Source organism: Acinetobacter guillouiae, from assembly GCF_002370525.2.
Taxonomy (GTDB): Bacteria; Pseudomonadota; Gammaproteobacteria; order Pseudomonadales; family Moraxellaceae; genus Acinetobacter; species Acinetobacter guillouiae.
The window spans coordinates 3,056,949-3,078,322 of sequence record NZ_AP014630.1 but is presented as its reverse complement, the minus strand read 5'-3'; the positions used below and the strand labels follow the sequence as shown (position 1 = coordinate 3,078,322).

Here is a 21,374-nt window from a genome sequence, read left to right as displayed (position 1 = left end):
TATGAGTTATCGTTATAGCGTTGCTCAGCAACAATATATTTTCCAAGATTTAAAGACCTTAATGGCTAAGGCAACCCCATTACGTTCTGGTGATGAGTTGGCTGGTGTTGCAGCCAGTAATGCAACGGAGCGTGTGGCAGCACAGATGGCCTTGGCTGAAGTCCCGTTAAAAACTTTTTTAAATGAAACGGTCATCGACTATGACAAAGATGATATTACGCGTTTAATTATTGATGAACATCGTGCTGATTTATTTGCGCCAATTGCGCACTTTACTGTAGGTGATTTTCGCAATTGGTTGCTGAGTGAAGATGCAACTTCTGAAAAATTGGCCAATTTAGCCAAGGGTTTAACGCCAGAGATGGTTGCTGCTGTGAGTAAAATTATGCGTAATCAGGATTTAATTCTGGTTGCGAGTAAATGTGAAGTGGTGACGCAATTTCGCAATACGATTGGTTTAAAAGGTCATTTATCAACCCGCTTACAACCGAATCATCCAACCGATGATGTATTGGGGATTTCCGCCAGCCTATTGGATGGCTTGATGTATGGCAATGGTGATGCTGTGATAGGAATTAATCCTGCCACAGACAACTTACATAATTTGTCAGAGTTATTGAAGTTACTCGACCATATTATTCAAGAATATGAAATACCAACACAATCTTGCGTGTTAACCCATATCAGCTCAGGGATTCAACTTGCAGAACGTAATATTCCAATTGATTTAATGTTCCAATCCATTGCGGGTACGCAATTGGCCAATGAAGGCTTCGGTGTTACCTTGGATTTACTTCAGGAAGGATATGAGGCGACTTTAGCACTCAATCGAGGCACAATTGGTCAAAATGTGATGTATTTTGAGACTGGACAGGGCAGTGCCTTATCCAGTAATGCGCATCATGGTGTGGACCAGCAAACCATTGAAGCACGAGCTTATGCAGTGGCACGTAAATACAATCCATTATTGGTCAATACTGTGGTTGGGTTTATCGGTCCAGAGTATTTGTATGACGGGAAACAGATTATTCGTGCAGGGCTAGAAGATCACTTCTGTGGCAAATTACTCGGTGTACCTATGGGTTGTGATATTTGTTATACCAATCATGCCGACGCAGATCAAAATGATATGGATGTGTTACTCACGCTATTTGGTGCTGCGGGAATTAACTTTATCATGGGAATTCCAGGTTCAGATGATGTGATGTTGAATTATCAAACCACATCTTTCCATGATGCTTTATATTTACGTCAGTTAATGGGATTAAAACCTGCCCCAGAGTTTTCGGCTTGGTTAGATCAGCAAGGAATTTTGCACCAAGAACAACGGCAAATTCATTGGCCAAGCAGTATGCCAAAAAACTTTGCTAAATTATTATCATAAAAAGGAGAGTAAACCATGAAGCTCTCAAAACTTGAAACTTTTCCAAATGGTTTTCATGAAGATCCTTGGCATAAGTTAAAACAATATACTGATGCCCGAATTGCGATGGGAAGAGTAGGATGTAGCATTCCAACTCAGGAATTGCTTAAGTTTCAACTCTCGCATGCACAGGCCAAAGATGCTGTTTTTCACCAATTAGATACTGAAAATATGCAAGCTCGGCTTAGAGATTTAAAATTTGAAAGTCTCATTGTGGAAAGTAAAGCAACCGACAAAGAAGTATATTTAAAGCGCCCTGATTTGGGCCGCGAGTTATCGGATCAGGCTCAAACTCAACTCACGACTTATGTGCAACAGCACTCACAGAAATATGATGTATGTATCGTGGTTGGTGATGGCTTATCTGCACGTGCAATAGAAGAGAATGCTATTGCCTATATCAATGCCTTACGTGAACATATTGATGCTGAGGGCTGGAAACTGGCGCCAATTGTACTTGCTACAGGGAGTCGTGTGGCATTAGGCGATGAAGTGGCACAAAGTTTTAATGCACCGTTATTGATTATGTTGATTGGCGAACGGCCTGGTCTAAGCTCACCTGACAGTATGGGGGTGTATTACACTTGGAAAGCGCGAAAAGGCAGTATGGATTCAAGCCGGAACTGTATTTCCAATGTACGACCTGCAGGGCTGAGTATTCAAATTGCCACACAACGTTTAATGGCGTTGATGCGAAATTCATTTAAATTACAACTTTCAGGGGTTGATTTAAAAGATGACCACGTTGTTCCATTACAAAGCGATGAGCATCGCAAAAAATTATTATTCTAACGGCCAAATTTTTATATCTTGAACAAAGCAGTGCCTTGATGTTTAAGGCATTGCTTTGTAAATACTAGAGTATTTGTTCAAGCTTAAGTGTTGTGTAAACCTTCAAGTTTAAAAAATAAATTAAAAAACTAAGTGTACTTCTCTTAAATATCCTACATTTAATTCCAGTCATAGCTCAGCGTTTTTATTGAATATGCTTGATGTGGCATTTCAGCAAAGTCTATTTTTGAACTGAAAAAGACATTTAGACGATCCACTTTTTACACAATTTAGATCATGCTGTTGATGGTATCGCAAGCATATATCGACATACTTCGAGAGACTTATTCGATCAAAATATCATGAAATAGAGATGCAATGACATGTAAATGAGTCGAAATGACCTATGGAATTAAACCCAGTTAAGTAAAATTCTAATAAGCGCACAAGCTAAATTAAAAAAATGATAATCAGCCAGAGGCAGGATCAACCATGGGCATTTTAAAAAAATTTATTAAATCGAGTGTGTATCATGAGCCATTACCTATTCGCCGTGATGTCAGATTTAATTTACCCGCAGAGCGAATCGCAGATTGGCATACCGCCGCAGGTCCAATTTTTACCGCATTGCTAAATACGTTTTCTATTGTCTTGCCTATTGGCGAACGCTTCTTTATTGATGCTGTAAGGGCACATCGTGATTTAGTCCAAGACCCAGAATTACAAAAAGCGGTGACGGCTTTTATTGGTCAAGAAGCAATGCATGGGCGTGAGCATGAAGAATATAACCAAGCCTTATTTGCACGCTCACCGATTGCACCAAAATTTGAAGCATTGGTTTTAGAGATTTTTGGTCTGCTTAAACAGCATTTACCTGCATATTTTTGGCTCAGTGGAACAATTGCATTAGAACATTTTACCGCTTTATTGGCAGATTCTGTATTACGGACACCTGAATTATTTGAAGGAGCTGAAGAACATTATGCCAATATCTGGCGTTGGCATGCTTTTGAAGAAACAGAACATAAAGCGGTGGCTTTTGATGTATGGAATACCGCAATGGGGCATGGTCCTTATGCCTATGCCGTTCGTAGCTTTGGATTGGTGGTCGCAACGATTGTGTTCTGGGGCTTAGTCATCCCTGTATTCTTGACCATTGTGAAAGGAGAAGGGAAGTTAAGCGATTTATCCAGCTGGAAAAAGACCTATCATTATACCTTTGGTGGCATTGGTGTATTGAGAAAGCAACTGGGAAATTATATCGATTATTTCCGTCCAAACTTCCATCCGTGGGACCATGAGAACCGACAATACATGCAACAAATGGAACAATTGATTTATCAATTGGCTGAAAAAAAATAATCAAATATCATATTTAAAGGATTGGCTGTGTGTTTGTGATATATCGCACAGCACATGATTTTGAACAGCTTATCGAGCAGTTCATCAGGTGATTTGCTCGACTAGCTTTAAATCTGTATGAATTAGAAAAAACTTGAGAAAAATGATTCAGCTCAATCATTGATACAAACTATTTAAATAATTTGCCTGCTTGAGAAAGGATCTTTTTGCCTTTTTGAGTGACTTCTAAGGTGACATCTGGTGTTTCACTTGCACCTAAAACATTACGATAAACCACATATTGATATGTACCACTGTTAAAAATGTAGTGGTGATTACCGCCTGAACCATCCATTTCAACACGACCCTGATTTAAAATAAGATCAGGTTTTGTCGCTTGGGATTGTTTTGTTCCCCAAGATGCATAACGGTATTTACCATTGGGCATAGCATCTATACGAACTTGAAATTTGGCGGTTTTAAACTGTAATTCAGGTGTTTTAAAATTTTTAAGTGATGAATGTAATTGATTTTTCTGTTGTGAAATCAATTGCGCTTTATATTTTTCTTCAGCATCACTACTGTAGTTGATGGCTTTAATTTTATGACCATCTAACCATAGTGTGCCACCATTGAGCATCACACCACGCCAACCCATACTTTCCCATTGTGATGGTTTTGAGTTGGCGATCTCTTGAATAAGTTGAGTATCAAACACTTGGTTAAAGCGTTGTTTCATCTGGGTTGCATTGGCAATACTTGGGATGGGTTCTTCACGATGTAAGGGATAGACAACGTTGTTTGAAATCGCGGTGATATTTTTATTTTTAAATAATTTAATGACAGTTTGCACATCTTTTAATTCGTTGGCATTTAGATTGTCGGCAAAGGCGCTAGTGGCAGTCAACGCTGAAATAAAGATCACTAAATTTTTCATTTAAAATACGGTATAGGGCTAAGATAATTTAAATCATATAGTTTTAAGGGAAGAGTTAGCTTATATTTTACAAATATAAGCTATAGGAAAGCAAAAAATATAAAAAATCTTATATTTGAATGCGCTGATCATCAAAAAGATAATTACAAGTTTTGCTGACTTAAACTTCAACCACAACAAAATATTTTTTAACTGCTTCGAGCACTTCAAATGTACCGATAAATGAAGGTGGGATAATTCCTGCTTCACCTGCTTTAATTTCTACAAATGATGATGTGTTTTTATCATGCAAACGAACAGTACCTTGAATCACCTGAAAAAATTCCTGCTTATTGTCTGCAAATTGAATATCCCATGCACCGACCTCGCATTGCCAAATACCACAATTCATATTGGGATGTTCATATAAGCTTTGCGTGAGTCGTTTGGGATTTCCTTTAACTAAACGTTCTGCACGAGGATAATCGATAGTAGTTTCACTGCTCGTTAAACCATCACCTGCCAACCAAATTAAAGACATTGTAAAACCCTATCGTAAAATAAAGCCTCAATAAAATGAGGCTTTGATATTTATATTACTTACTGAATGATCAGTCTTAATGTGCTTCAGGCACGGCAGATAAAAACTCACGACGTGCTTCTTTATCTGTTTTAAAATCACCCACAAATGATACAGTACGTGTGGTCGATTCTTGTTTGCTGACACCACGCATCATCATACACATGTGCGCTGAATCAATGACCACCGCAACACCACGTGCTTGAGTAACTTCAGCCACTGCATCTGCAATTTGCTTGGTCAATTGTTCTTGAATCTGTAAACGGCGAGCAAACATTTCTGTAATACGGGCAAATTTAGACAGTCCTAAAACATTGCCTGAAGGGAGATAGGCAATATGTACACGACCATGAAAAGGCAATAAATGATGCTCACATAACGAATAAAATTCGATATTCTTTACCAAGACCATTTCATCATTATCAGAAGGGAAGACCGCATTATTGGTCACTTCTTCCAGCGTTTTGCTATAGCCAGACGTCAAGTACGAAAAAGCTTTAGCCGCACGCATAGGCGTATCTTTCAGACCAGGACGGTCTAAGTCCTCGCCAACGGCAGTTAAAATATTCGCGTAGGATTGCTGCATAGACATAAAACGTGTTCACTTATACGGTTTGAACAAGGACGGCATTGTATCAGAAAAATGAATAATATTTTCTAATTACAAGATAAACCGACACTTAAGAGAGTTTTGATCATTTAAAACAAATGATCATGGATTTCCATTTGATTTTGGATTTCTTTCAGCACGTTTCAGTAAAACCAAAACTGCGCCTGTGCCACCTTGTTTTTCAGGAGCACTGACAAAAGCTAAAACATCACGATGTTGACGAAGCCAGCCGTTCACATAAGTTTTCAGTATGGCTTCTGGACCTTTGCCATGGACAATTTTAATGACATTTTGGTTTTCATCTTTTGCCATTTGAATGATTTGCAATACAGCAGAGCGTGCTTCTTCAACAGTACAACCATGTAAATCAACAGCTTCAAACCAGCGTAGATTACCAGCTTTTAAGTCTTCAAAAACTTTATGTTGTAGTGTTGCGATGCGATAGCTTAAAGCCGCCTGACTTGCAACAGGATTTAAAATCGCTTGAGTATCTGACAATTCTGCATCATTAATTTCAAATGCACCTTCAGCTGCCGCGCGTTTGGCAAGGGTTTTTGCATCTGGTTTTTTGCGCAAATCACTACGCTCGATTTTGGCAATATTGCCGTTATCGAGTTTGGTTACACCGCCGAGTGCGGTTTTAAACAAATCAGCATCATCTAACTCTTCAGGTGCTGTTACTTGTGCATTCTTACTTTCAGGTTGCACTGCAACTTTTGAAGCATGTGGAGGAGTGATTTGTTTTTTGAATTGTTTTAATAAATCAAGCTGTGATTTAGAGAATGTGGAATCAGATTTACTCATAATTGCAAAAAACAGTAAATGGACGGTATTAGGCGCTCAGTATAGTCTGAATCTTGTCAAATTTGAACTGAATTGAATTCACACAGTTATATCTGCGTTGATCGTGACTTGAATGTTGGGAGTTGAAAAATTTATAGGGGGAGTGGGGGAAATATGAAAACAGGGTGAGCGAACTCACCCTTTGACTTTTAATTACACTGTTTCAGGCAGACCAAACAACGCATTAAATGCATGATCAGGGCGTGGTTGCTTCATAAAGCTTTCACCCACAAGGAACGAATGAATATCGTGTTCTTGCATCATGCGCACATCATCTGGTGTTGCAATACCACTTTCAGTGATCAGTAAACGTGATGGTGGAAGTAACTTCTTCAAACGCAATGAGGTATTTAAATCCACATCAAAGGTTTTTAAATTACGGTTATTCACACCCAGTAAACAACGCTCTGAAAGTTGCAATGCACGTTCCAGTTCAGCCTCATCATGAACTTCAACCAAAACATCAAGGTTCTGCTCAAATGCGGTCTTTGACATTTCTTCAAGTTGTTGATCTGACAAACAAGCCACAATTAATAAAATACAGTCGGCATGTAAAGCACGCGCTTCGATAACGCCGTAAGGATTAATCAAAAAATCTTTACGTAGCGCAGGTAATTCACAGTGACTACGTGCAATCTGAATATTTTCATCAGCACCTTGAAAGAAATCTAAATCTGTTAAAACAGATAAGCAGGCTGCACCGGCTTGCTGGTATTGTTGAGCAATTTCAGCAGGGTTAAAATTTTCACGAATGATCCCTTTTGATGGTGAGGCTTTCTTTATTTCAGCAATCACACCTGGGCGTTTACTGTATAAAGATTTGGCAAAACCACGCACAGGTGTTGCAGCTTGGGCAAGCGCTTCAACATCGTTTAAACTACGTCGTTTTAAACGTTGAGCAAATTCTTCGTATTTACGATCAACAATTTTACCCAACATTGTATTGGCAATATCCACCATGATAACGTCCTCTAATCCTTAAGCTTCATACTCTTTGAGTGTTTTTGTAAATTCAGACAAAATGCCCATTTTTTCTAAAGCTTGCCCACCATAGATAATATCATGTGCTAAAGCGACACCTTGTTTATAACTCTTGGTTAGACCTGAAACATAGATACCAGCTCCTGCATTTAATGCCAGCATACTGGCTGCTTTTTCACCTTTTGCTGATTTCTTCTTACCGAGCGCGTCTTTGATTAATGCTAGGCTCTCAGCAGCACTATCAACAGAAAGACCAGTTAAGGTTTGAGATTCAATATCTACATCTTCTGGCTGAATCATCCATTCCGTGATTTCACCATTTTTTAATTCAGCAACATAAGTCGAGGAAGCCAAACTGATTTCATCTAAGCCATCTTTAGAATGAACCACCATGACGTGTTCAGCCCCCAGTTGTTTTAAAACTTCGGCCAGTGGACGACACAATTCTGTTGAAAATACACCAATCACATAGCGACGTACCCCAGCCGGATTCGTAAGCGGGCCAAGGAGATTAAAAATACTACGGAAGCCCAATTCTTTACGTGGGCCAGCCGCATATTTCATCGCTTTATGATGGTTTGGGGCAAATAAGAAACCAACCCCCATTTCACGGATGCATCGTTCTGTCTGGTGCATATTTAGATCAAGGTTAATCCCGGCCTGTTCTAAAAGATCAGACGAGCCTGATTTAGAAGAAACACCACGATTTCCATGTTTTGCAATAGTTGCACCTGCTGCCGCAATAACAAATGAAGAGGCAGTAGAGACGTTAAATAGGTTTTGTCCATCACCACCAGTGCCAACAATATCAATTAAATGCGGGATATCACCCACATCAATTTTAATTGCAAACTCACGCATTACACGTGCCGCAGCGGTGATTTCGTCAATACTTTCACCTTTTAAACGAAGTCCCATCATAAATGCACCAATTTGGGCATCTGTGGCTTCACCACGCATAATGGTACGCATCACTTCCTCCATTTGAGGTTGAGTGAGTTCGATATTTTTAGTGATGTTATTTAAAGCTTGTTGAATATTCATTATCTTGTACTACGCATATTAAGCATAAATTTCTAAAAAGTTTTTAAAGATCTGATGACCATGTTGACTCAGAATGGATTCTGGATGGAACTGCACGCCTTCAATTGGCAATGTCTTATGTTTGACACCCATAATTTCTTCGATAGAACCATCTGCTTCATTGGTCCAGCAAGTAACTTCCAGACATTCCGGCACACTGGCTTGATCAATCACGAGTGAATGATAACGTGTTGCTGAAAATGGAGAAGGTAAGTTGCTGAAGATCCCTTGGTCACTATGATACATGTCAGATAAACGACCATGCATCACCGTTTTGGCACGCACAATTTCGCCGCCAAAAGCCTGACCAATTGCTTGGTGACCTAGGCATACACCGAGTGTTGGAATTTTTCCTGCAAAATGCTGAATTGCAGGGATAGAAATTCCTGCTTCAGAGGGTGAGCAAGGACCAGGACCAATCACTAAGTACTTTGGTTGCCATCGTTCGATATCCTCTAAGGTCACGGCATCATTGCGAACAACTTTAACGTCTTGGTTTAACTCGCCAAAATATTGGACAATGTTATACGTAAAGCTATCGTAATTATCGATCATTAGAAGCATATCAAACTTAACCTTTTGAAATATATCGCTTAATGTGTATACTGGATGTGAAGTTACTCACAATGTTACTCACTTTGCTAAGTGTCTATTTAAACAACAGCTTTTACAAAAAAGCCGCTATCTAAGCGGCTACTTTAGCAGATTTTTTACATTTTGTGGCTACAGCTTCATTAACATAACTATTTAGCCAAAAACTTAGCACACCATCCTTTTGTGGAGGGGTTAGGACGCCATTATTTATTCGATCCCAAAGGGTGGGTTCTGAATAGCCCATTCGTTGCGCAAACTCCTTCACGCTTACTCTGCGTTCATCCTTAATCGATAAAGATCGCTTTAATTCTTGCATCTCATTGAATATGGCTTGAAGCAGGTCATTGTCTCTTTCTGATTTCATCACAACCACCACGCCATTTTTATCAAGTGAAAGTAAAGTTTTAGGAGGGTCATGCTGCAACCTCCCACTTAAATCCGCGCTTATCCAACAACTCGCAAAGCATGTCTTGAGCAACACGAGTTTTATTAAGAAGTTGCTTTTCACGCTTCGCATCACGTTCGCGGAATAATGTTGTGATTCGAAGTTGAGGGGCTATATGACCAACAATGTGCCAGTCTTCAGGTTCATGCTTTTTGATTAAATGGCTTGGAGTATCTACTAAACCAAAAACCAATCCTGAATTGACAATATCCCAAAGGTGCATATATGTATCTAATTGCCATTCATACAGCTTTTTCTGACCTTCTTTTATTGTTAAAGGAAAGGTGTCTTTTGAGTAAGAAGACTTAACATCCAAAATTAAATCTTCTTCAATTTCGCAAATATCACACTCACCAGTGAACAAATCAGAAGTTTTACGAACCTTATTTTTGACATAAAAATTGCCAGAAACTTGGTTGTAAAGTGCAATTGTTTGATCTTCTACAACTCGACCTTTTTCAATTTCGAAGGTATTGAGATTAGGTTTCCATCCAAGCATGATTTGCTTTTCAAGCTCATAGATGTGAGTTAAAGCACCATCAGCCAATGTATCTTTTTCAGGGTAAGTCATAAGCTTACCCACACTTGAAGCTCTAAACTGAATCATGATCAAGCACCTCAGTTTGAGCGCGAACATAGTGTTCTTGCTCGTCTGTGATTTTGTAGTGAGCTTTCAGCGCTTCAAGATCACCTTGACCAGCTTTGATTTTGGTAATAGCTTTTTCAATTTGTGCGTCAGTTAGAGAAGGGCGAGAATCAGTCACTTTGGTTTCTTGAGCAACATCATTGCCAACAGTTATGATTTTTCCTTCCATTTCTTCCTTGGTGTACTCGTCACCAATTTCTTCAGGAAAAGCTTTACGAAGTGCACCAGCTTCAGCGCATTTTGACAATTGACCGCGCTTGCGCTTTGTCCACATGGAATTCAGGCCACCACCTTTTACTGTCGCGCATGCTTCTTCAAAATATTCTGTGTGAGAGAATGCGACCTTTTCGCCATGGATCATGCGATAAACAGTAACAGTACAGAACTCAGGAACAGTATGAGAAATCCCACCGAAATTAATATCAACCATTGGCCCAAACACTGGCGCTTCAATTCCTGCGTAACTGTTTGATCGAGAAGCAGTAATACGGTGTTCTGCAATTGATGGCATGATAATGTCACGCCATTCAGTGTTTCCTGTTTTAGAATCCTTCACATTCATTGGTACGATGTGACAAGGCTTTTTCATAATGTCGAGATTACGCGCTTTCGCATATTCAACTGCCATGACGATTGATTCAGGTTTCGCACCCGGAAAGATTGATGAGGTTAGGGCAGACCACATAGCTTGATCAACATCGTAATCTTTAAGCGAAACACCTAATTGATTTTCAACTTGAGCAACTGCATTCATCTTCTAATCCTCAAAACTTGATTGATACGTGTGGCACTTCACCTTTGTGAATCGCCTGTAAAATTTGTTTGCCTAATTCTTCCGAAATACCAAGATTCATAAGCCCTTGAAGTGCTTCATTACAGATTTTCTTTTTATGAGCTTTGTTGGCTTCGCGTGCTTGCTGCTCTTTAAGTTCAGCATCTGCCTTTGCTTTAGCTTCTCGCTCGATGCGTAAGCGCTCAGCTTCAACAGCCTTTTGGCGATCAATTTCAGCTTGCTTTTCACGCTCAATGGCTTGCTGCTTTAATTGCTGTTCGCGTAATTCGGCTTGTTCTTTTTCGAGCTTTAAGCGCGCTTCACGTTGTTCTGCTTCAAGTTTTTCTTGCTCAGCTCTCTTACGATCCGCAAGAGCTTTTGCTTCAGCTTCAACACGTGCTTTGTCTGCAGCTTCACGTGCAATTTTTTCGTCACGTTCTTTCTGTAAGCGTTCGATTTCAGCTTGACGTAAGCGCTCCAATTCAGCCTGCTCAGCTTCGTATTTTTCACGAGTAGCAAGGGCAGTGCGTAGCTTTTCGAGTGTTTCGAATTTTGCAAGTTTGGCTTGCTCTTCGTATTCTTCGAATGAGTAGTCAACATCAAGGTTTTCAAGATGCTCAATTCTGTTTTTCAATAAACTTGAAACAACATCCTGAACATCAAGTGCATGATTTTTTATTTCAATAATTGCTTGTTCATGCTTTGCAACACGATCTTTTTCAGCATTTTCCCAGTCTGTTAATGGCTGGCGAATGCGGTCACGCTCAGCATCCAATTCATCACGAGCAAATTTTCGATCAGCATCAATTTTGTTGGTAACAACCGTGTATTGCTCTTTGAGTTTCTTGCCTTCAGCATCGATTGCAGTTTTTGACTGAGCAACTTTATAAGCCAGTGAGGCAATTTCCTTACGACCTTTTGCAGTTGCAACATCGGGAACGATACTGCTTACTTGAGCTTTAATTTGATCAACGATTGCTTGAATGCCATTTGCATCATTGAATGCTGAAACAATCACATTCTGTTCTAATACTTGTAGTTCCATTATGCTGCAACCCCTTTTAATTCATTAACTTTTTCTTGTTCAAAATGTGCTTTAAGCATTTCATTAAGTGCATAAACTTGACTATTTGTCAGTGCAAATTGAAGCCCATGAGCAGCAAAAATATCGTCATAATCTTCAACAACAGGGCGGTGCCAAGTCGCTACTTCAAGCAAGTCATAATCCACATCAACATCATTTTGCGGATCGCTTGTATTGTTCCAAGCAAGTGAACTTGTGGTTTGATTTGCTTCAACAACAGCAGACACATAACAAGCGCTGTAGTTAGGTACAATCAGCGAGAAATAGACTTTTGAGTCTTGGATAACAAACTCATCAGCAACTACAAGATTTTGAAATGTAGGCGCTTCAGGAGCGTAATTAGAAAGCATATTCATTGTTGTGGCTCCTTGACTGCGTCATACAATTTGATTGCATGCACGATTGCGTAACAGCACCAGATATAATGAAAGGTGTAATCATTTGTGCTGTATTCCCAAAAATCATCTAACTGAACGCCATCTTTATTTGGCACCCAATTACGAATTGCATCTACAAATTCAAACTCTTCGTCAGTATCGATTTGATCCAAATATTCTTTTTCTTCAGCTATTTGTTCTTCATCAAAATCTGTACATTCTTTCCAGTTTTCAAATTCTTGATTAAGGGCCTCGCGTGCTTTTTCTGGTGAGTATCTTTTGAATTCGCCAGCCTCTATTTTTTCAGACCAATAACACGGATTAATCTCATCAGATTCACCACGGAAAAACTTAAACATGTCTGAAAGACGTTCAAACACATAACAACCCATATCACCACTAATCATTAATAATCCTGGGCGAGTAGTGATGTTGTAGTAATAACTACTTGTGTTAGGGCGCTTAATTGTTAAATCACGAAATAAGCCTTGATCTAAATTGATTGTGATTTCGTGATTTTCGGTGTCTTTGCTGAAACGCTCAAAAGTACAAGCTTCCATACTCACCCCCTTACCAAAGCGATATAGAACATCGCACCAATCAAAAAGATGATGATTGAACCAAGGAGTAAGCTTTGAGCCTTATCCCATAAGCGACGATTCGAAATCTGTTCGATCGTCAGTAGACGTTGTGGTTTTTTGTGTGACATAATTACCTCGTACTGAGTACAAGCCCACTTCTGATTTGCCGTCTAAGTGGGCTTTTGTTTGTGCATGAGGTAAATATAACTTTAGTTATTATTATAGTCAATACTATAGTTATAAAAAATATTCTTTTAGTTATATTTATGCTTTAATAGAATAAAAGAAAACCCACACAAGGTGGGTTAGGCTGGGTTTGATAATTTTATACAGCTATAGCTAATAACTTATCCGAGGCCTCTTCAGCAGTTTCAACCTTAATTAAGCTCACATTATGACTAGTTAGTAGTTCTGAAAAAATTATAATTTTTTCATCTAGGTTTTCTTTTTTTTGCAGTGACATTATATCCAAATCAAATTTAGTGGGCATCTGTAAAATTAACTCCTTATTTTTAACCTGACTATTATTTGATAACAATTGCATTTGAAGTATGGATGTTTGAGACTTTTGATTGTTTATACTTTTAAAATCAAGCAAGTTAGCGACAAAAGATTTGTAATTGAAACTGTATCTATATGAAACATTTTTAGCGATTGCGACCTCACGATCAAAATTAATGGCTAAACTAGGTTGAGATTTAACTACAAGATCACGAACATCTTCATACCAGCGATAATTGTTCTTGATTGAAGGTTTTAATGTTTCATCTACATGATTTACATATGTACTCAAACTCGAAGTTAGTGAAAGCGCTTGCTTTAGTACCCCCTCCAAAGAGAAATCCGCTGCACCAAACCAATTTCCCGGGTGTATCCCTTCAAAAGGTATCTCCCAGTCTGGGGCTTTGCTAATTATATTTTCTAAATATTCAATTAATCCATTAATCTGATTATATTTTTTTGCATACAATGATTTTAGAACGATATCCTCAATAGTTCTATGAATATGAATTTTACCATTAGTCTCTTTGATTATGATCAATATAGTGATTCTTTCACCAGAATTTACTATTGGTTCCAAGAAAATGGGTTGCCACTCTGCAAAAACAGGAGGGCTTTGAGGGAACTCTAAATTAGACAACATAAATAATGCCTCCTTTATCTCAATGTTAATTGCCCATTCTCTGCAACAACTACATTAAAACCAACTAAGTGGAAAAGTATCGGCAGCCTTTGCGTTAGAAATGATTGTATATTCTTATGATGATTATTTAAAGAATCTTGCTCAATTCTGCATGACTCTGGGAGTAAGTTTAATTGCTCTGGAGATAGTTTAGCTTTAATAAACTTGTTAACTTTGTTCATAAATAACTTTGTTTTAACATCATTATGTCCTTGGTAGTCCACAATCATTTCAGCAAGTTTATTACCACCCCAGTCACACTGGGTCATTGGGCTATTGTATGCTAAATCAGGTGGGAATGTACGCCCATGATCAATGAAATTATAAGCAATACCATCAAACAGTACATTCCCTGGATGCCTATCTGTATTTGCAATTAATTCATCAAAGGTGATAATTTCGTGGAGTTTTTCATAGTTAAGGAGTTGCTCTTCATTTAATTTATTGTTTACCATTAGTCTAGAAAAAGAGGGTGATTCACAATCTTCTGTGCCAAAAAAAAGTTGTTCACCATTATTAGGAATATCAGGATGATTTCTTTCAACTTTAACTATAAAAGGTTCAGGCGTGTCTATTCCTATTGCTCTGCCTAATAGTGAGCATAAAACTTCTTTAAATAATTCATTTATATTTCCGATTTGTTTTACGTATGCTTTTACAACTTTATGATCCGATGTAACAACATACCCCCTCCATAGAGGGTTAATTCCAGCATTTAACGAATCTCTTTTCATGCTTGAATTCTTAGAAACAAAAGCGGTTTTAACCGAAGAAGGCATTGATAAACTCATCTGTACCATTACTCACCCCTTAAAAATATCCCGATCATTTCTAAAGGACTGCGTCGGGTTCGCAGTTTTTTTAATGCAATTAAGTTATTGTATTTCTGAATACTTTTCTAAAAATTCATCTATCCATCCTTGTGCTACATCAAGATTTGTTATATCAGTCAGCTTTAGATTGGTTTCTTCTGCTTCGTTAAACCCCTCAATTATTGCTTCAAAGATATTTGCTTCAGTAATGACTTCATGCGCTATTTCCGCAGCATCATAGCTTTGTCTAGCTTTTTTGAGAGAGGCTATTTGTTTATCAATTCCTGCGCCAATTTTAGCTAAGGCCAATTTGAATTCTTGACGATTTATCGTTAGCGCAGTTTTGTATTTATTAAGTGTTGCGATCATAACATTCTCTTTTATTTAAGAAATTTAAATTATCCAGCTCGCCAAAATTGACGACCCATTATTTTAAAATTAGAACCGTTGTCCTCAGTTACCACTTTATCTCTATACTTCTCGTTTAAACTATGAAGAATCAATGAACCATCCGCTTCTTTAAATATCTGTTTAATCATGCCTTCTCCAGCAAAATAGAAAGCATAAATCTCACCATCAATGATCTCAGTTTGCGCTAAATTAATTCCAACTAAATCACCATCTTTAATGAAGTCAGCCATACTGTCGCCCTTAGCTTTAATGATCTTCATTGTTTTTTCTGTAACTCCTTTCTCCTTCATAAATGCTGGAGAAAAAGGGAATTTCCCATTTATAACATCAAAATGAAACTCAATTGATTCACCAGCACCGCAAGAAAAATTAGCCTCTACAACATCAATCCAAATAAATTCATTATCTGATCCATGTTCAACAACAGTTGGCTTATGTACATCTTTTGCTTCAAAAGAATCACTTTCATTCCCAGTGGTTAACCAAAAAGGGTCAACTCCCAAAAATTGAGCAATCATTGGTAGAAATGCTGACTTTTGGTTTCTGCCAGATTCAAGTGCCTGGTAAGCAGGCTGAGAGATTTTTACAGCTTCAGCTACTTCAGCTTGTGTTTTACCAGCTTTCTTTCTTGATTCTTTTAAACGATCTTTAAGCGACATAAAAACACACCTCTATTTTATAACAATATATAACCAAGGTTATAGGTAATCAAATAACTATAACTATTGACTATAAATAACTATAGTTATAATATTGGTTATATCCTTTGGAGATATAACTATGAGTAAGCAAACTAATAATAAGTTTCAGCTACTTGTTCAGCATTTTGGTAGTCAAGAAAGCACTGCAAATGCTTTGCAAGTAAAACAACCAGCAGTTTCAGCATGGGTTAGAGGCACAAAAAATATGTCTGAACTTGTAGCCATGCGTGCAGAAAAAGCAACCGATGGAAAATTTAAAGCAACTGAGTTGTGTCCATCTTTAAAAGAATTTCAACCTTTAAGCGCTTAGGAACCACCATGAGCAAAGTATTAAACGATCTACCTGCAAGCGCCAGAAATAGCATCACAAGGGTGTTGAGAGTTCTTGCAAGCAGCAATAACTCACAAATTGCAGAACAATTAGGACTCGATCCAAGCTCATTTTCCAGAATGAAAAATGATAAGAAATCCAACGGCTTGACGGACATTGAAAATGTTTGCGCAATGTTGGACTCCCTTGGATTAAAGCTTGTTCCAAAGAAATACAAAATGATTAGTGAGACCAGATTAGCCGCATTGCTTGAAATGGCAAAAAGCTGGATGGACAGAATTGATTCTGTTGATGATCTATTTCAGGACGAAATTGATGAACTGGGTATTGGTCAAGAACTTGGATACAAAGAAAAAGCCTGATGGTCAAGATCAGGCTTCATATATTCAAAACGAGATGGAAATGAATATGAAAACAAATTTAGCACATGAACCACCAGAGCCGCAAGGCGTGTTGGTTCGGTTTCCAACAAAAGAGCGACAAGCTATGTCAGAGAAATTCTCACAAGGCTATGTGCAATCAAGCCAGCTTTACAGAAAGGAGGTCTACCCATTTCTTAGTGATGCAGCACGTCATGTTTATTTTGAACTTGAAAACCGTATTAATGGATTTCAAAAAGATTCTGATTTCGTGAGCTATAGCCAGTTGCAAGGCAATGCTGAATTAGAAGGGGCTAGAGTTGTTGCTCGCGCTTCAATTTCTAAAGGCTTAAAAGAGCTAATTAAGCATGGTGTTATCACGGTTTTAGCAACAGGGAAAAAGGGTAATAAATACCAAATCAATGAAGTCTCATTACTTGGCAAGCAGTACACTAAGAAGACTAGTTCACCTACTGAACTAGTTCACGTAGTAGACCAGTCTAGTCTACCTAGTAGACCGCAACTAGTTCACGTAGTAGACACACAAAAGAAAGATTTAAAGAAATATATTAAAGAAACACACACAATAGAAAATTCGCCTGAAATTCTCGACGATTCTTGGAAACCAAATCTTACTTTCTTAAAAACAATTTTGGTTCAAACAAAATTCAGTCAACAAACAGATCAGATTTTATCACTCACTGATTTCAATTTTCACTTGGGTAATTTCAATGCGCATTGGGAAAACAAAATCAATTTGACTGAAAACCAACGTACAAGAAAATTTGCTGCATGGTTGATTCAAGAATTTGAAAAGCATTTGAACAAGGCTGAGCGAGCAACAAAGCAGACAACCAAGCCAAATCTGAATGTCAACGATGCATGGGCTGATATTCCACAATTCACTGGTCAAGTAGAGCACGTTGAAATACCAGAGGACTTCATATGAAAAACAGATTTTATCTGCCCTCATCTCATGGGAATCTTGGTTCAAATATGGTGTTTCATCGTCATGAAGGTAGAGGGTATTCAAGCGACTTAGATCAAGCACATGTTTACACACTTGAAGAAGCTCAAAAGGAGTGGGACTACGGTGATGAAGCCCCTGTATCAGCTGATCACATTGATTCAATGGCTGTTTGGAAGGTGGACCATCAATATATTCCAAACGAAACCCAGCCTTTCACTGATATTCACAATACCTACGTTGCATTCAAAAAAGGGATGTGGGATGGAAATGATGTTTATTGGTTAAATACTGATAAATGCAATATATCGACTGACTTTGATAGTGCATCAGTTTTTGGCTATCCAATAGCTAAAAAATTAGACTCAAGTTATGTGGTTATACCTTTCAACCTTGCTGACAAGGCTAAGCGTCGTACCTTTGATTTTATAAAATTAAATAAGCGCACCATGATTCAAGGCGCTGGGCTGCGTATGCCTGAAATTGTAAAAAAACAACGTCGCAGAGTTAACAATCCTATGACTCGTTTTAATTGTCCATCATGCGGTCGTATCTCTTGGCAAGACAATCCTTGTGACTTTATGGGGTGTCGTAATGTTCGGTGTGATGAGTGGAGTGTGCACATATGAACGCTATGACCTCAATGGAGTTTCAAAAAGTAAGTGCATATTGCGCTGAACACAATGTTCAAAAGGTACAAGCAGGGCCTAATCAAATTTGCCCAATATGTGCCAAAGCCTATGTAGATCAAGTGAACCAAGATCATCACAAAGAGGTTCACAAGATGGTTCGTGATAATCATTTTGCAGGTGCCATGATTCCTGATCGTCATAGAGATTCAGGATTTAAAAATTACAACGTGAATCCAGCATTACCTGGTCAAGATAATGCTTTATCCCAAAGTGTTGCTTTTGCCAAGTTAATGATTGCAGGTGATAAGCGCAATTTCATCATGTCGGGCAAAACCGGGACAGGAAAAACTCATCTGAGTTGTGCAACGGCTAGAACACTTCTGAACAAGGGTATTTACGTACGCTACATCACAAGTGAAGTCATGGCTCAGAAGATCATGAACGCATGGGATAGAGACACTAAAGATCAATCAGAGCAATCATTGATTTATGAGTTCACTCAGTACGATTTACTCATTCTTGATGAATATGGATTGCATGATCGTGAGAAGCGAAAAGAGCTTGTTCATAAGGTTTTGTACGCTCGTTATGACGCAATGAAATCAACAATGCTGATATCAAATTTCACTCTCAAACAACTCAAAGAAGATTTAGGTGATCGTCTGTGGTCAAGATTCCAACAGGGCGGTTTAACTCTAGTTGAGTGCAATTGGGGTGATCAACGGATGCAAGGGGAGCTGGTATGAAAGATTTACACGATGATAAGACTTTGGATTGGGTAGAACAAATTGTGAAATGCGTTGTTCCAATTTCTGGCGGTAAAGACTCTCAAACATGTCTCGCATTAGCAATAGAGCATTTCGGAAAAGAAAATGTAATTGGGTTATTTTGCGATACTCAATTTGAGCATCCAATGACTTATGAGCATATCGAGAATATGCGTGATCTTTACGAAGTTGAGATTATCACTAGAACAGCAGGTAGTGTTATTGAACAATGTTTGAAGTGGGGACGCTTCCCAACAGACAACGTTAATTTCTGTACTAATTATCTGAAAATCAATGTTGGAAAAGAATTTTATAAGCAACTAGCTGAACAGCAAGGATGTGGGTTTGAGGTTTGGTATGGGCTACGTTCGCAGGAAAGCCACCAGCGTGAGAAACGTTATGGCTCAAAGATTGATGACGAGCTTTATGCGCCTCATGAAATTATGCCGAGTAAATACCCAAAGTATTTAGAAAAGCTTGGTGTAATGATGCGACTGCCAATTATTAACTGGTCAGAGAGAGATGTTTTTGAGTTCCTTGGCAATAAAGTAAATCCACTGTATTCGCAAGGCTTTGATCGAGTGGGCTGTTTTCCATGTTTAGCTGGTGGAGACACTACAAAAGAAAAAGCATTTCAATTTGACTCGTTTGGTCAATCACAACTTAAAAAAGTTCGAGAGATTGAAAGGGAAATAGGTAAGTCAGTATTCACAAGCAAGGGTGCATCGCAAAGAAATAATGAAGCACAACTTTGTATGTTTTGTCAGATATGAGGTGGTGGTATGAGAAAAATCACCGAATGCTTTGATCAAATGTTGAGTGTTTTGATTTTCATCACATTCAACTCTCGTGCAGTGAACAGATATGACATTACTGAAAAAGTTTTAGATAAAGAGATTAGAACAGCACAACGGTATTTAAGAGATTTAGAGGAGCTTGGATTTATCCAAAGCAAGCGTCGTAAGGGGTATAACACAACGATCTTTTATGAACCTACCAAGAAAGCAAAAGAGTTATTTAAGGTGGCACTATGACAACTATAAACAACCTGACAAAACATGACAGTCCAGAGTTTAAGGTGGGGGATTTGGTGGTTTTAAACCAAAGCCACTCACAGAATAGAGTTCTTAAAATTCAAATGTTTCATGAAGATTTTATTAGAGCTTTTGTGAGGGATTCAATCAAATATTCTTTTGGGCATAAGATTAATTTCAGACACGCAACCCTTGAAGAAATCAAAGCAGGTCACCGCATTGATGACAACACAGACCACATCACAGACATTCGCAATCACGTTAGCCCGAGTACGATTGTCAAGGATTTGGAGGCAGAACGTCATGGATAAGTGCAGAGAAGCGTTTGAGAAAAATAGGTTTTGGATTGGAATTTTTAAAGCTGACGTTGTTTTTAAAAGTGAGATTGGTGAATTTGGCTTATATGAGGCTTTAAATTCAAAGGTCGAAGCTGAATATCTTGTTGAGTTTAATAATAAATGGGTTATTTGGTATCAGTGCTGGAAATCCCGACAGGCTGAGGTTGAACAACTCAAATGTGAGAATAAGAAAATTCATGGTCGCGAAATTAAAAAGTTTGAAGAAAACCTGATCCTAAAAGCTGAGATTGAAGAGAAAGACAAGCGGATTGAAACTCTAATCATGATATGGAGAAACCAAGCAAAAGAGCTTTGCAATGTGGACGACAAGCACGTGCGTGAAGCTCTTTTGAGTTGCGCTGATGAGTTAGAGGTAATGAGGGCTAACAATGCAAATTCCTAAAGGGTGGCAAACACAATCTAAGACTGTTGCGAGATCAGTTCTCAAGCCAAGACAAAAACATGAACCATCATTAGGTGAACGGCTTTTATGCCGTCACCTTGACACTTTGAAAATCGAATATGTGCAAGAGTTTAAGTTTCATCCTGAGCGGAAGTGGAAAGCTGATTTTCGTATTGAAGGTTATCCGATCCTAGTCGAAGTTGAGGGAGGTGTGTTTTCAGGTGGTCGTCACACAAGAGGCAAAGGTTATTCAGCAGATTGTGAGAAATACAGTGCAGCGGCAATCCTTGGCTGGGTAGTGATTCGAGGTACTACAGAACAGGTCAAAAAAGGGATTGTCGTTGGTTGGATTGAAGAAGCGATTAAGAAGTTAAAAGTTTAAGGGGCAA

Annotated in this window: 31 protein-coding genes; 13 read left to right on the top strand and 18 right to left on the bottom strand. The window is 38.4% G+C overall.

The features are described from left to right. Window position 1 precedes the first annotated feature (1 nt). From AS4_RS14460 to AS4_RS14450, 3 genes are all read left to right on the top strand, one after another. Window positions 2-1,384, top strand: a complete 1,383-nt coding sequence (locus tag AS4_RS14460) for an ethanolamine ammonia-lyase subunit EutB (protein ID WP_004724618.1) — start codon at window positions 2-4, stop codon at window positions 1,382-1,384. A gap of 15 nt (window positions 1,385-1,399) precedes the next feature. Then, window positions 1,400-2,215 carry an ethanolamine ammonia-lyase subunit EutC gene (gene eutC / locus AS4_RS14455; RefSeq protein ID WP_096734606.1) on the top strand — a complete coding sequence of 272 codons (816 nt, stop codon included), beginning with the start codon at window positions 1,400-1,402 and terminating at the stop codon, window positions 2,213-2,215. Between the two features lie 471 nt (window positions 2,216-2,686). After that, window positions 2,687-3,556, top strand: a complete 870-nt coding sequence (locus AS4_RS14450) for a metal-dependent hydrolase (RefSeq protein WP_004724615.1) — start codon at window positions 2,687-2,689, stop codon at window positions 3,554-3,556. 169 nt (window positions 3,557-3,725) lie between these two features. Here the strand turns inward: AS4_RS14450 and AS4_RS14445 are convergent, their stop codons facing one another. The 18 genes from AS4_RS14445 to AS4_RS14365 form a co-directional block, all read right to left on the bottom strand. Further along, window positions 3,726-4,472, bottom strand: coding sequence for a hypothetical protein (locus AS4_RS14445; protein WP_096734605.1), 747 nt, complete (start codon window positions 4,470-4,472; stop codon window positions 3,726-3,728). A 160-nt stretch (window positions 4,473-4,632) separates the two neighbouring features. Then, window positions 4,633-4,992: a cupin domain-containing protein gene (locus AS4_RS14440; RefSeq protein ID WP_096734604.1), complete on the bottom strand. Its 360-nt coding sequence runs from the start codon at window positions 4,990-4,992 to the stop codon at window positions 4,633-4,635. Between the two features lie 76 nt (window positions 4,993-5,068). Further along, entirely contained in the window at window positions 5,069-5,617 is a 549-nt protein-coding gene (gene folE, locus AS4_RS14435) for a GTP cyclohydrolase I FolE (protein WP_171064926.1), read from the bottom strand. A 126-nt stretch (window positions 5,618-5,743) separates the two neighbouring features. Continuing rightward, complete coding sequence (locus AS4_RS14430) at window positions 5,744-6,445, bottom strand: Smr/MutS family protein (RefSeq protein WP_096734603.1); 702 nt, start codon at window positions 6,443-6,445, stop codon at window positions 5,744-5,746. Window positions 6,446-6,637: 192 nt separating this feature from the next. Further along, window positions 6,638-7,444: an indole-3-glycerol phosphate synthase TrpC gene (trpC, locus tag AS4_RS14425; protein WP_096734602.1), complete on the bottom strand. Its 807-nt coding sequence runs from the start codon at window positions 7,442-7,444 to the stop codon at window positions 6,638-6,640. 18 nt (window positions 7,445-7,462) lie between these two features. Next, window positions 7,463-8,509 carry an anthranilate phosphoribosyltransferase gene (gene trpD, locus AS4_RS14420; RefSeq protein WP_004724601.1) on the bottom strand — a complete coding sequence of 349 codons (1,047 nt, stop codon included), beginning with the start codon at window positions 8,507-8,509 and terminating at the stop codon, window positions 7,463-7,465. Between the two features lie 18 nt (window positions 8,510-8,527). Next, a complete protein-coding gene (locus AS4_RS14415; protein ID WP_004724599.1) occupies window positions 8,528-9,112 on the bottom strand; it encodes an anthranilate synthase component II in 585 nt (194 codons plus the stop codon). A gap of 121 nt (window positions 9,113-9,233) precedes the next feature. Next, entirely contained in the window at window positions 9,234-9,506 is a 273-nt protein-coding gene (locus tag AS4_RS14410; protein ID WP_096735538.1) for a helix-turn-helix transcriptional regulator, read from the bottom strand. A gap of 49 nt (window positions 9,507-9,555) precedes the next feature. Further along, window positions 9,556-10,194 (bottom strand): hypothetical protein, encoded by a 639-nt coding sequence (locus tag AS4_RS14405; protein ID WP_096734601.1) that lies wholly within the window; start codon window positions 10,192-10,194, stop codon window positions 9,556-9,558. Continuing rightward, the gene (gene bet, locus AS4_RS14400; RefSeq protein ID WP_096734600.1) at window positions 10,181-10,987 is read right to left on the bottom strand and encodes a phage recombination protein Bet; all 807 of its coding nucleotides are present in this window, start codon (window positions 10,985-10,987) and stop codon (window positions 10,181-10,183) included. Before bet ends, AS4_RS14405 begins: the two co-directional genes overlap by 14 nt. A gap of 10 nt (window positions 10,988-10,997) precedes the next feature. After that, window positions 10,998-12,050 (bottom strand): coiled-coil domain-containing protein, encoded by a 1,053-nt coding sequence (locus tag AS4_RS14395; RefSeq protein ID WP_096734599.1) that lies wholly within the window; start codon window positions 12,048-12,050, stop codon window positions 10,998-11,000. Beyond that, a complete protein-coding gene (locus AS4_RS14390; RefSeq protein ID WP_096734598.1) occupies window positions 12,050-12,445 on the bottom strand; it encodes a hypothetical protein in 396 nt (131 codons plus the stop codon). The genes AS4_RS14395 and AS4_RS14390 overlap by 1 nt, the downstream gene beginning before the upstream one ends. Beyond that, on the bottom strand, window positions 12,442-13,026 hold the full coding sequence (locus tag AS4_RS14385; protein ID WP_096734597.1) for a hypothetical protein: 585 nt from the start codon (window positions 13,024-13,026) through the stop codon (window positions 12,442-12,444). The genes AS4_RS14390 and AS4_RS14385 overlap by 4 nt, the downstream gene beginning before the upstream one ends. A 2-nt stretch (window positions 13,027-13,028) precedes the next feature. Next, window positions 13,029-13,175, bottom strand: a complete 147-nt coding sequence (locus AS4_RS21810; RefSeq protein WP_004725032.1) for a hypothetical protein — start codon at window positions 13,173-13,175, stop codon at window positions 13,029-13,031. Window positions 13,176-13,372: 197 nt separating this feature from the next. Continuing rightward, window positions 13,373-14,191, bottom strand: a complete 819-nt coding sequence (locus AS4_RS14380; RefSeq protein WP_096734596.1) for a hypothetical protein — start codon at window positions 14,189-14,191, stop codon at window positions 13,373-13,375. A gap of 14 nt (window positions 14,192-14,205) precedes the next feature. Beyond that, window positions 14,206-15,030 carry a HipA family kinase gene (locus AS4_RS14375; RefSeq protein ID WP_096734595.1) on the bottom strand — a complete coding sequence of 275 codons (825 nt, stop codon included), beginning with the start codon at window positions 15,028-15,030 and terminating at the stop codon, window positions 14,206-14,208. Between the two features lie 75 nt (window positions 15,031-15,105). Then, on the bottom strand, window positions 15,106-15,411 hold the full coding sequence (locus tag AS4_RS14370) for a hypothetical protein (protein WP_096734594.1): 306 nt from the start codon (window positions 15,409-15,411) through the stop codon (window positions 15,106-15,108). A 29-nt stretch (window positions 15,412-15,440) separates the two neighbouring features. Beyond that, a complete protein-coding gene (locus tag AS4_RS14365) occupies window positions 15,441-16,112 on the bottom strand; it encodes an XRE family transcriptional regulator (protein WP_096734593.1) in 672 nt (223 codons plus the stop codon). A gap of 121 nt (window positions 16,113-16,233) precedes the next feature. Between AS4_RS14365 and AS4_RS14360 the strand changes: the two genes are divergently transcribed. The 10 genes from AS4_RS14360 to AS4_RS14315 are packed head-to-tail and all read left to right on the top strand — an operon-like array spanning window position 16,234 to window position 21,367. After that, window positions 16,234-16,464, top strand: coding sequence for a Cro/CI family transcriptional regulator (locus AS4_RS14360; protein ID WP_096734592.1), 231 nt, complete (start codon window positions 16,234-16,236; stop codon window positions 16,462-16,464). A gap of 8 nt (window positions 16,465-16,472) precedes the next feature. Then, the gene (locus AS4_RS14355; RefSeq protein ID WP_096734591.1) at window positions 16,473-16,847 is read left to right on the top strand and encodes a transcriptional regulator; all 375 of its coding nucleotides are present in this window, start codon (window positions 16,473-16,475) and stop codon (window positions 16,845-16,847) included. Continuing rightward, window positions 16,801-17,793: a hypothetical protein gene (locus AS4_RS14350; RefSeq protein ID WP_227548081.1), complete on the top strand. Its 993-nt coding sequence runs from the start codon at window positions 16,801-16,803 to the stop codon at window positions 17,791-17,793. The genes AS4_RS14355 and AS4_RS14350 overlap by 47 nt, the downstream gene beginning before the upstream one ends. Beyond that, window positions 17,790-18,440, top strand: coding sequence for a hypothetical protein (locus AS4_RS14345; RefSeq protein ID WP_096734590.1), 651 nt, complete (start codon window positions 17,790-17,792; stop codon window positions 18,438-18,440). The genes AS4_RS14350 and AS4_RS14345 overlap by 4 nt, the downstream gene beginning before the upstream one ends. Continuing rightward, window positions 18,437-19,189, top strand: a complete 753-nt coding sequence (locus AS4_RS14340) for an ATP-binding protein (protein WP_096734589.1) — start codon at window positions 18,437-18,439, stop codon at window positions 19,187-19,189. Before AS4_RS14345 ends, AS4_RS14340 begins: the two co-directional genes overlap by 4 nt. After that, entirely contained in the window at window positions 19,186-19,983 is a 798-nt protein-coding gene (locus AS4_RS14335) for a phosphoadenosine phosphosulfate reductase domain-containing protein (RefSeq protein ID WP_096734588.1), read from the top strand. The genes AS4_RS14340 and AS4_RS14335 overlap by 4 nt, the downstream gene beginning before the upstream one ends. 9 nt (window positions 19,984-19,992) lie before the next feature. After that, on the top strand, window positions 19,993-20,244 hold the full coding sequence (locus AS4_RS14330) for a hypothetical protein (RefSeq protein WP_096734587.1): 252 nt from the start codon (window positions 19,993-19,995) through the stop codon (window positions 20,242-20,244). Then, a complete protein-coding gene (locus AS4_RS14325) occupies window positions 20,241-20,555 on the top strand; it encodes a hypothetical protein (RefSeq protein ID WP_096734586.1) in 315 nt (104 codons plus the stop codon). Before AS4_RS14330 ends, AS4_RS14325 begins: the two co-directional genes overlap by 4 nt. After that, on the top strand, window positions 20,548-20,985 hold the full coding sequence (locus AS4_RS21805; protein WP_096734585.1) for a hypothetical protein: 438 nt from the start codon (window positions 20,548-20,550) through the stop codon (window positions 20,983-20,985). The genes AS4_RS14325 and AS4_RS21805 overlap by 8 nt, the downstream gene beginning before the upstream one ends. Next, on the top strand, window positions 20,972-21,367 hold the full coding sequence (locus AS4_RS14315) for a hypothetical protein (protein ID WP_096734584.1): 396 nt from the start codon (window positions 20,972-20,974) through the stop codon (window positions 21,365-21,367). The genes AS4_RS21805 and AS4_RS14315 overlap by 14 nt, the downstream gene beginning before the upstream one ends. The last annotated feature ends 7 nt before the right edge of the window (window positions 21,368-21,374 follow it).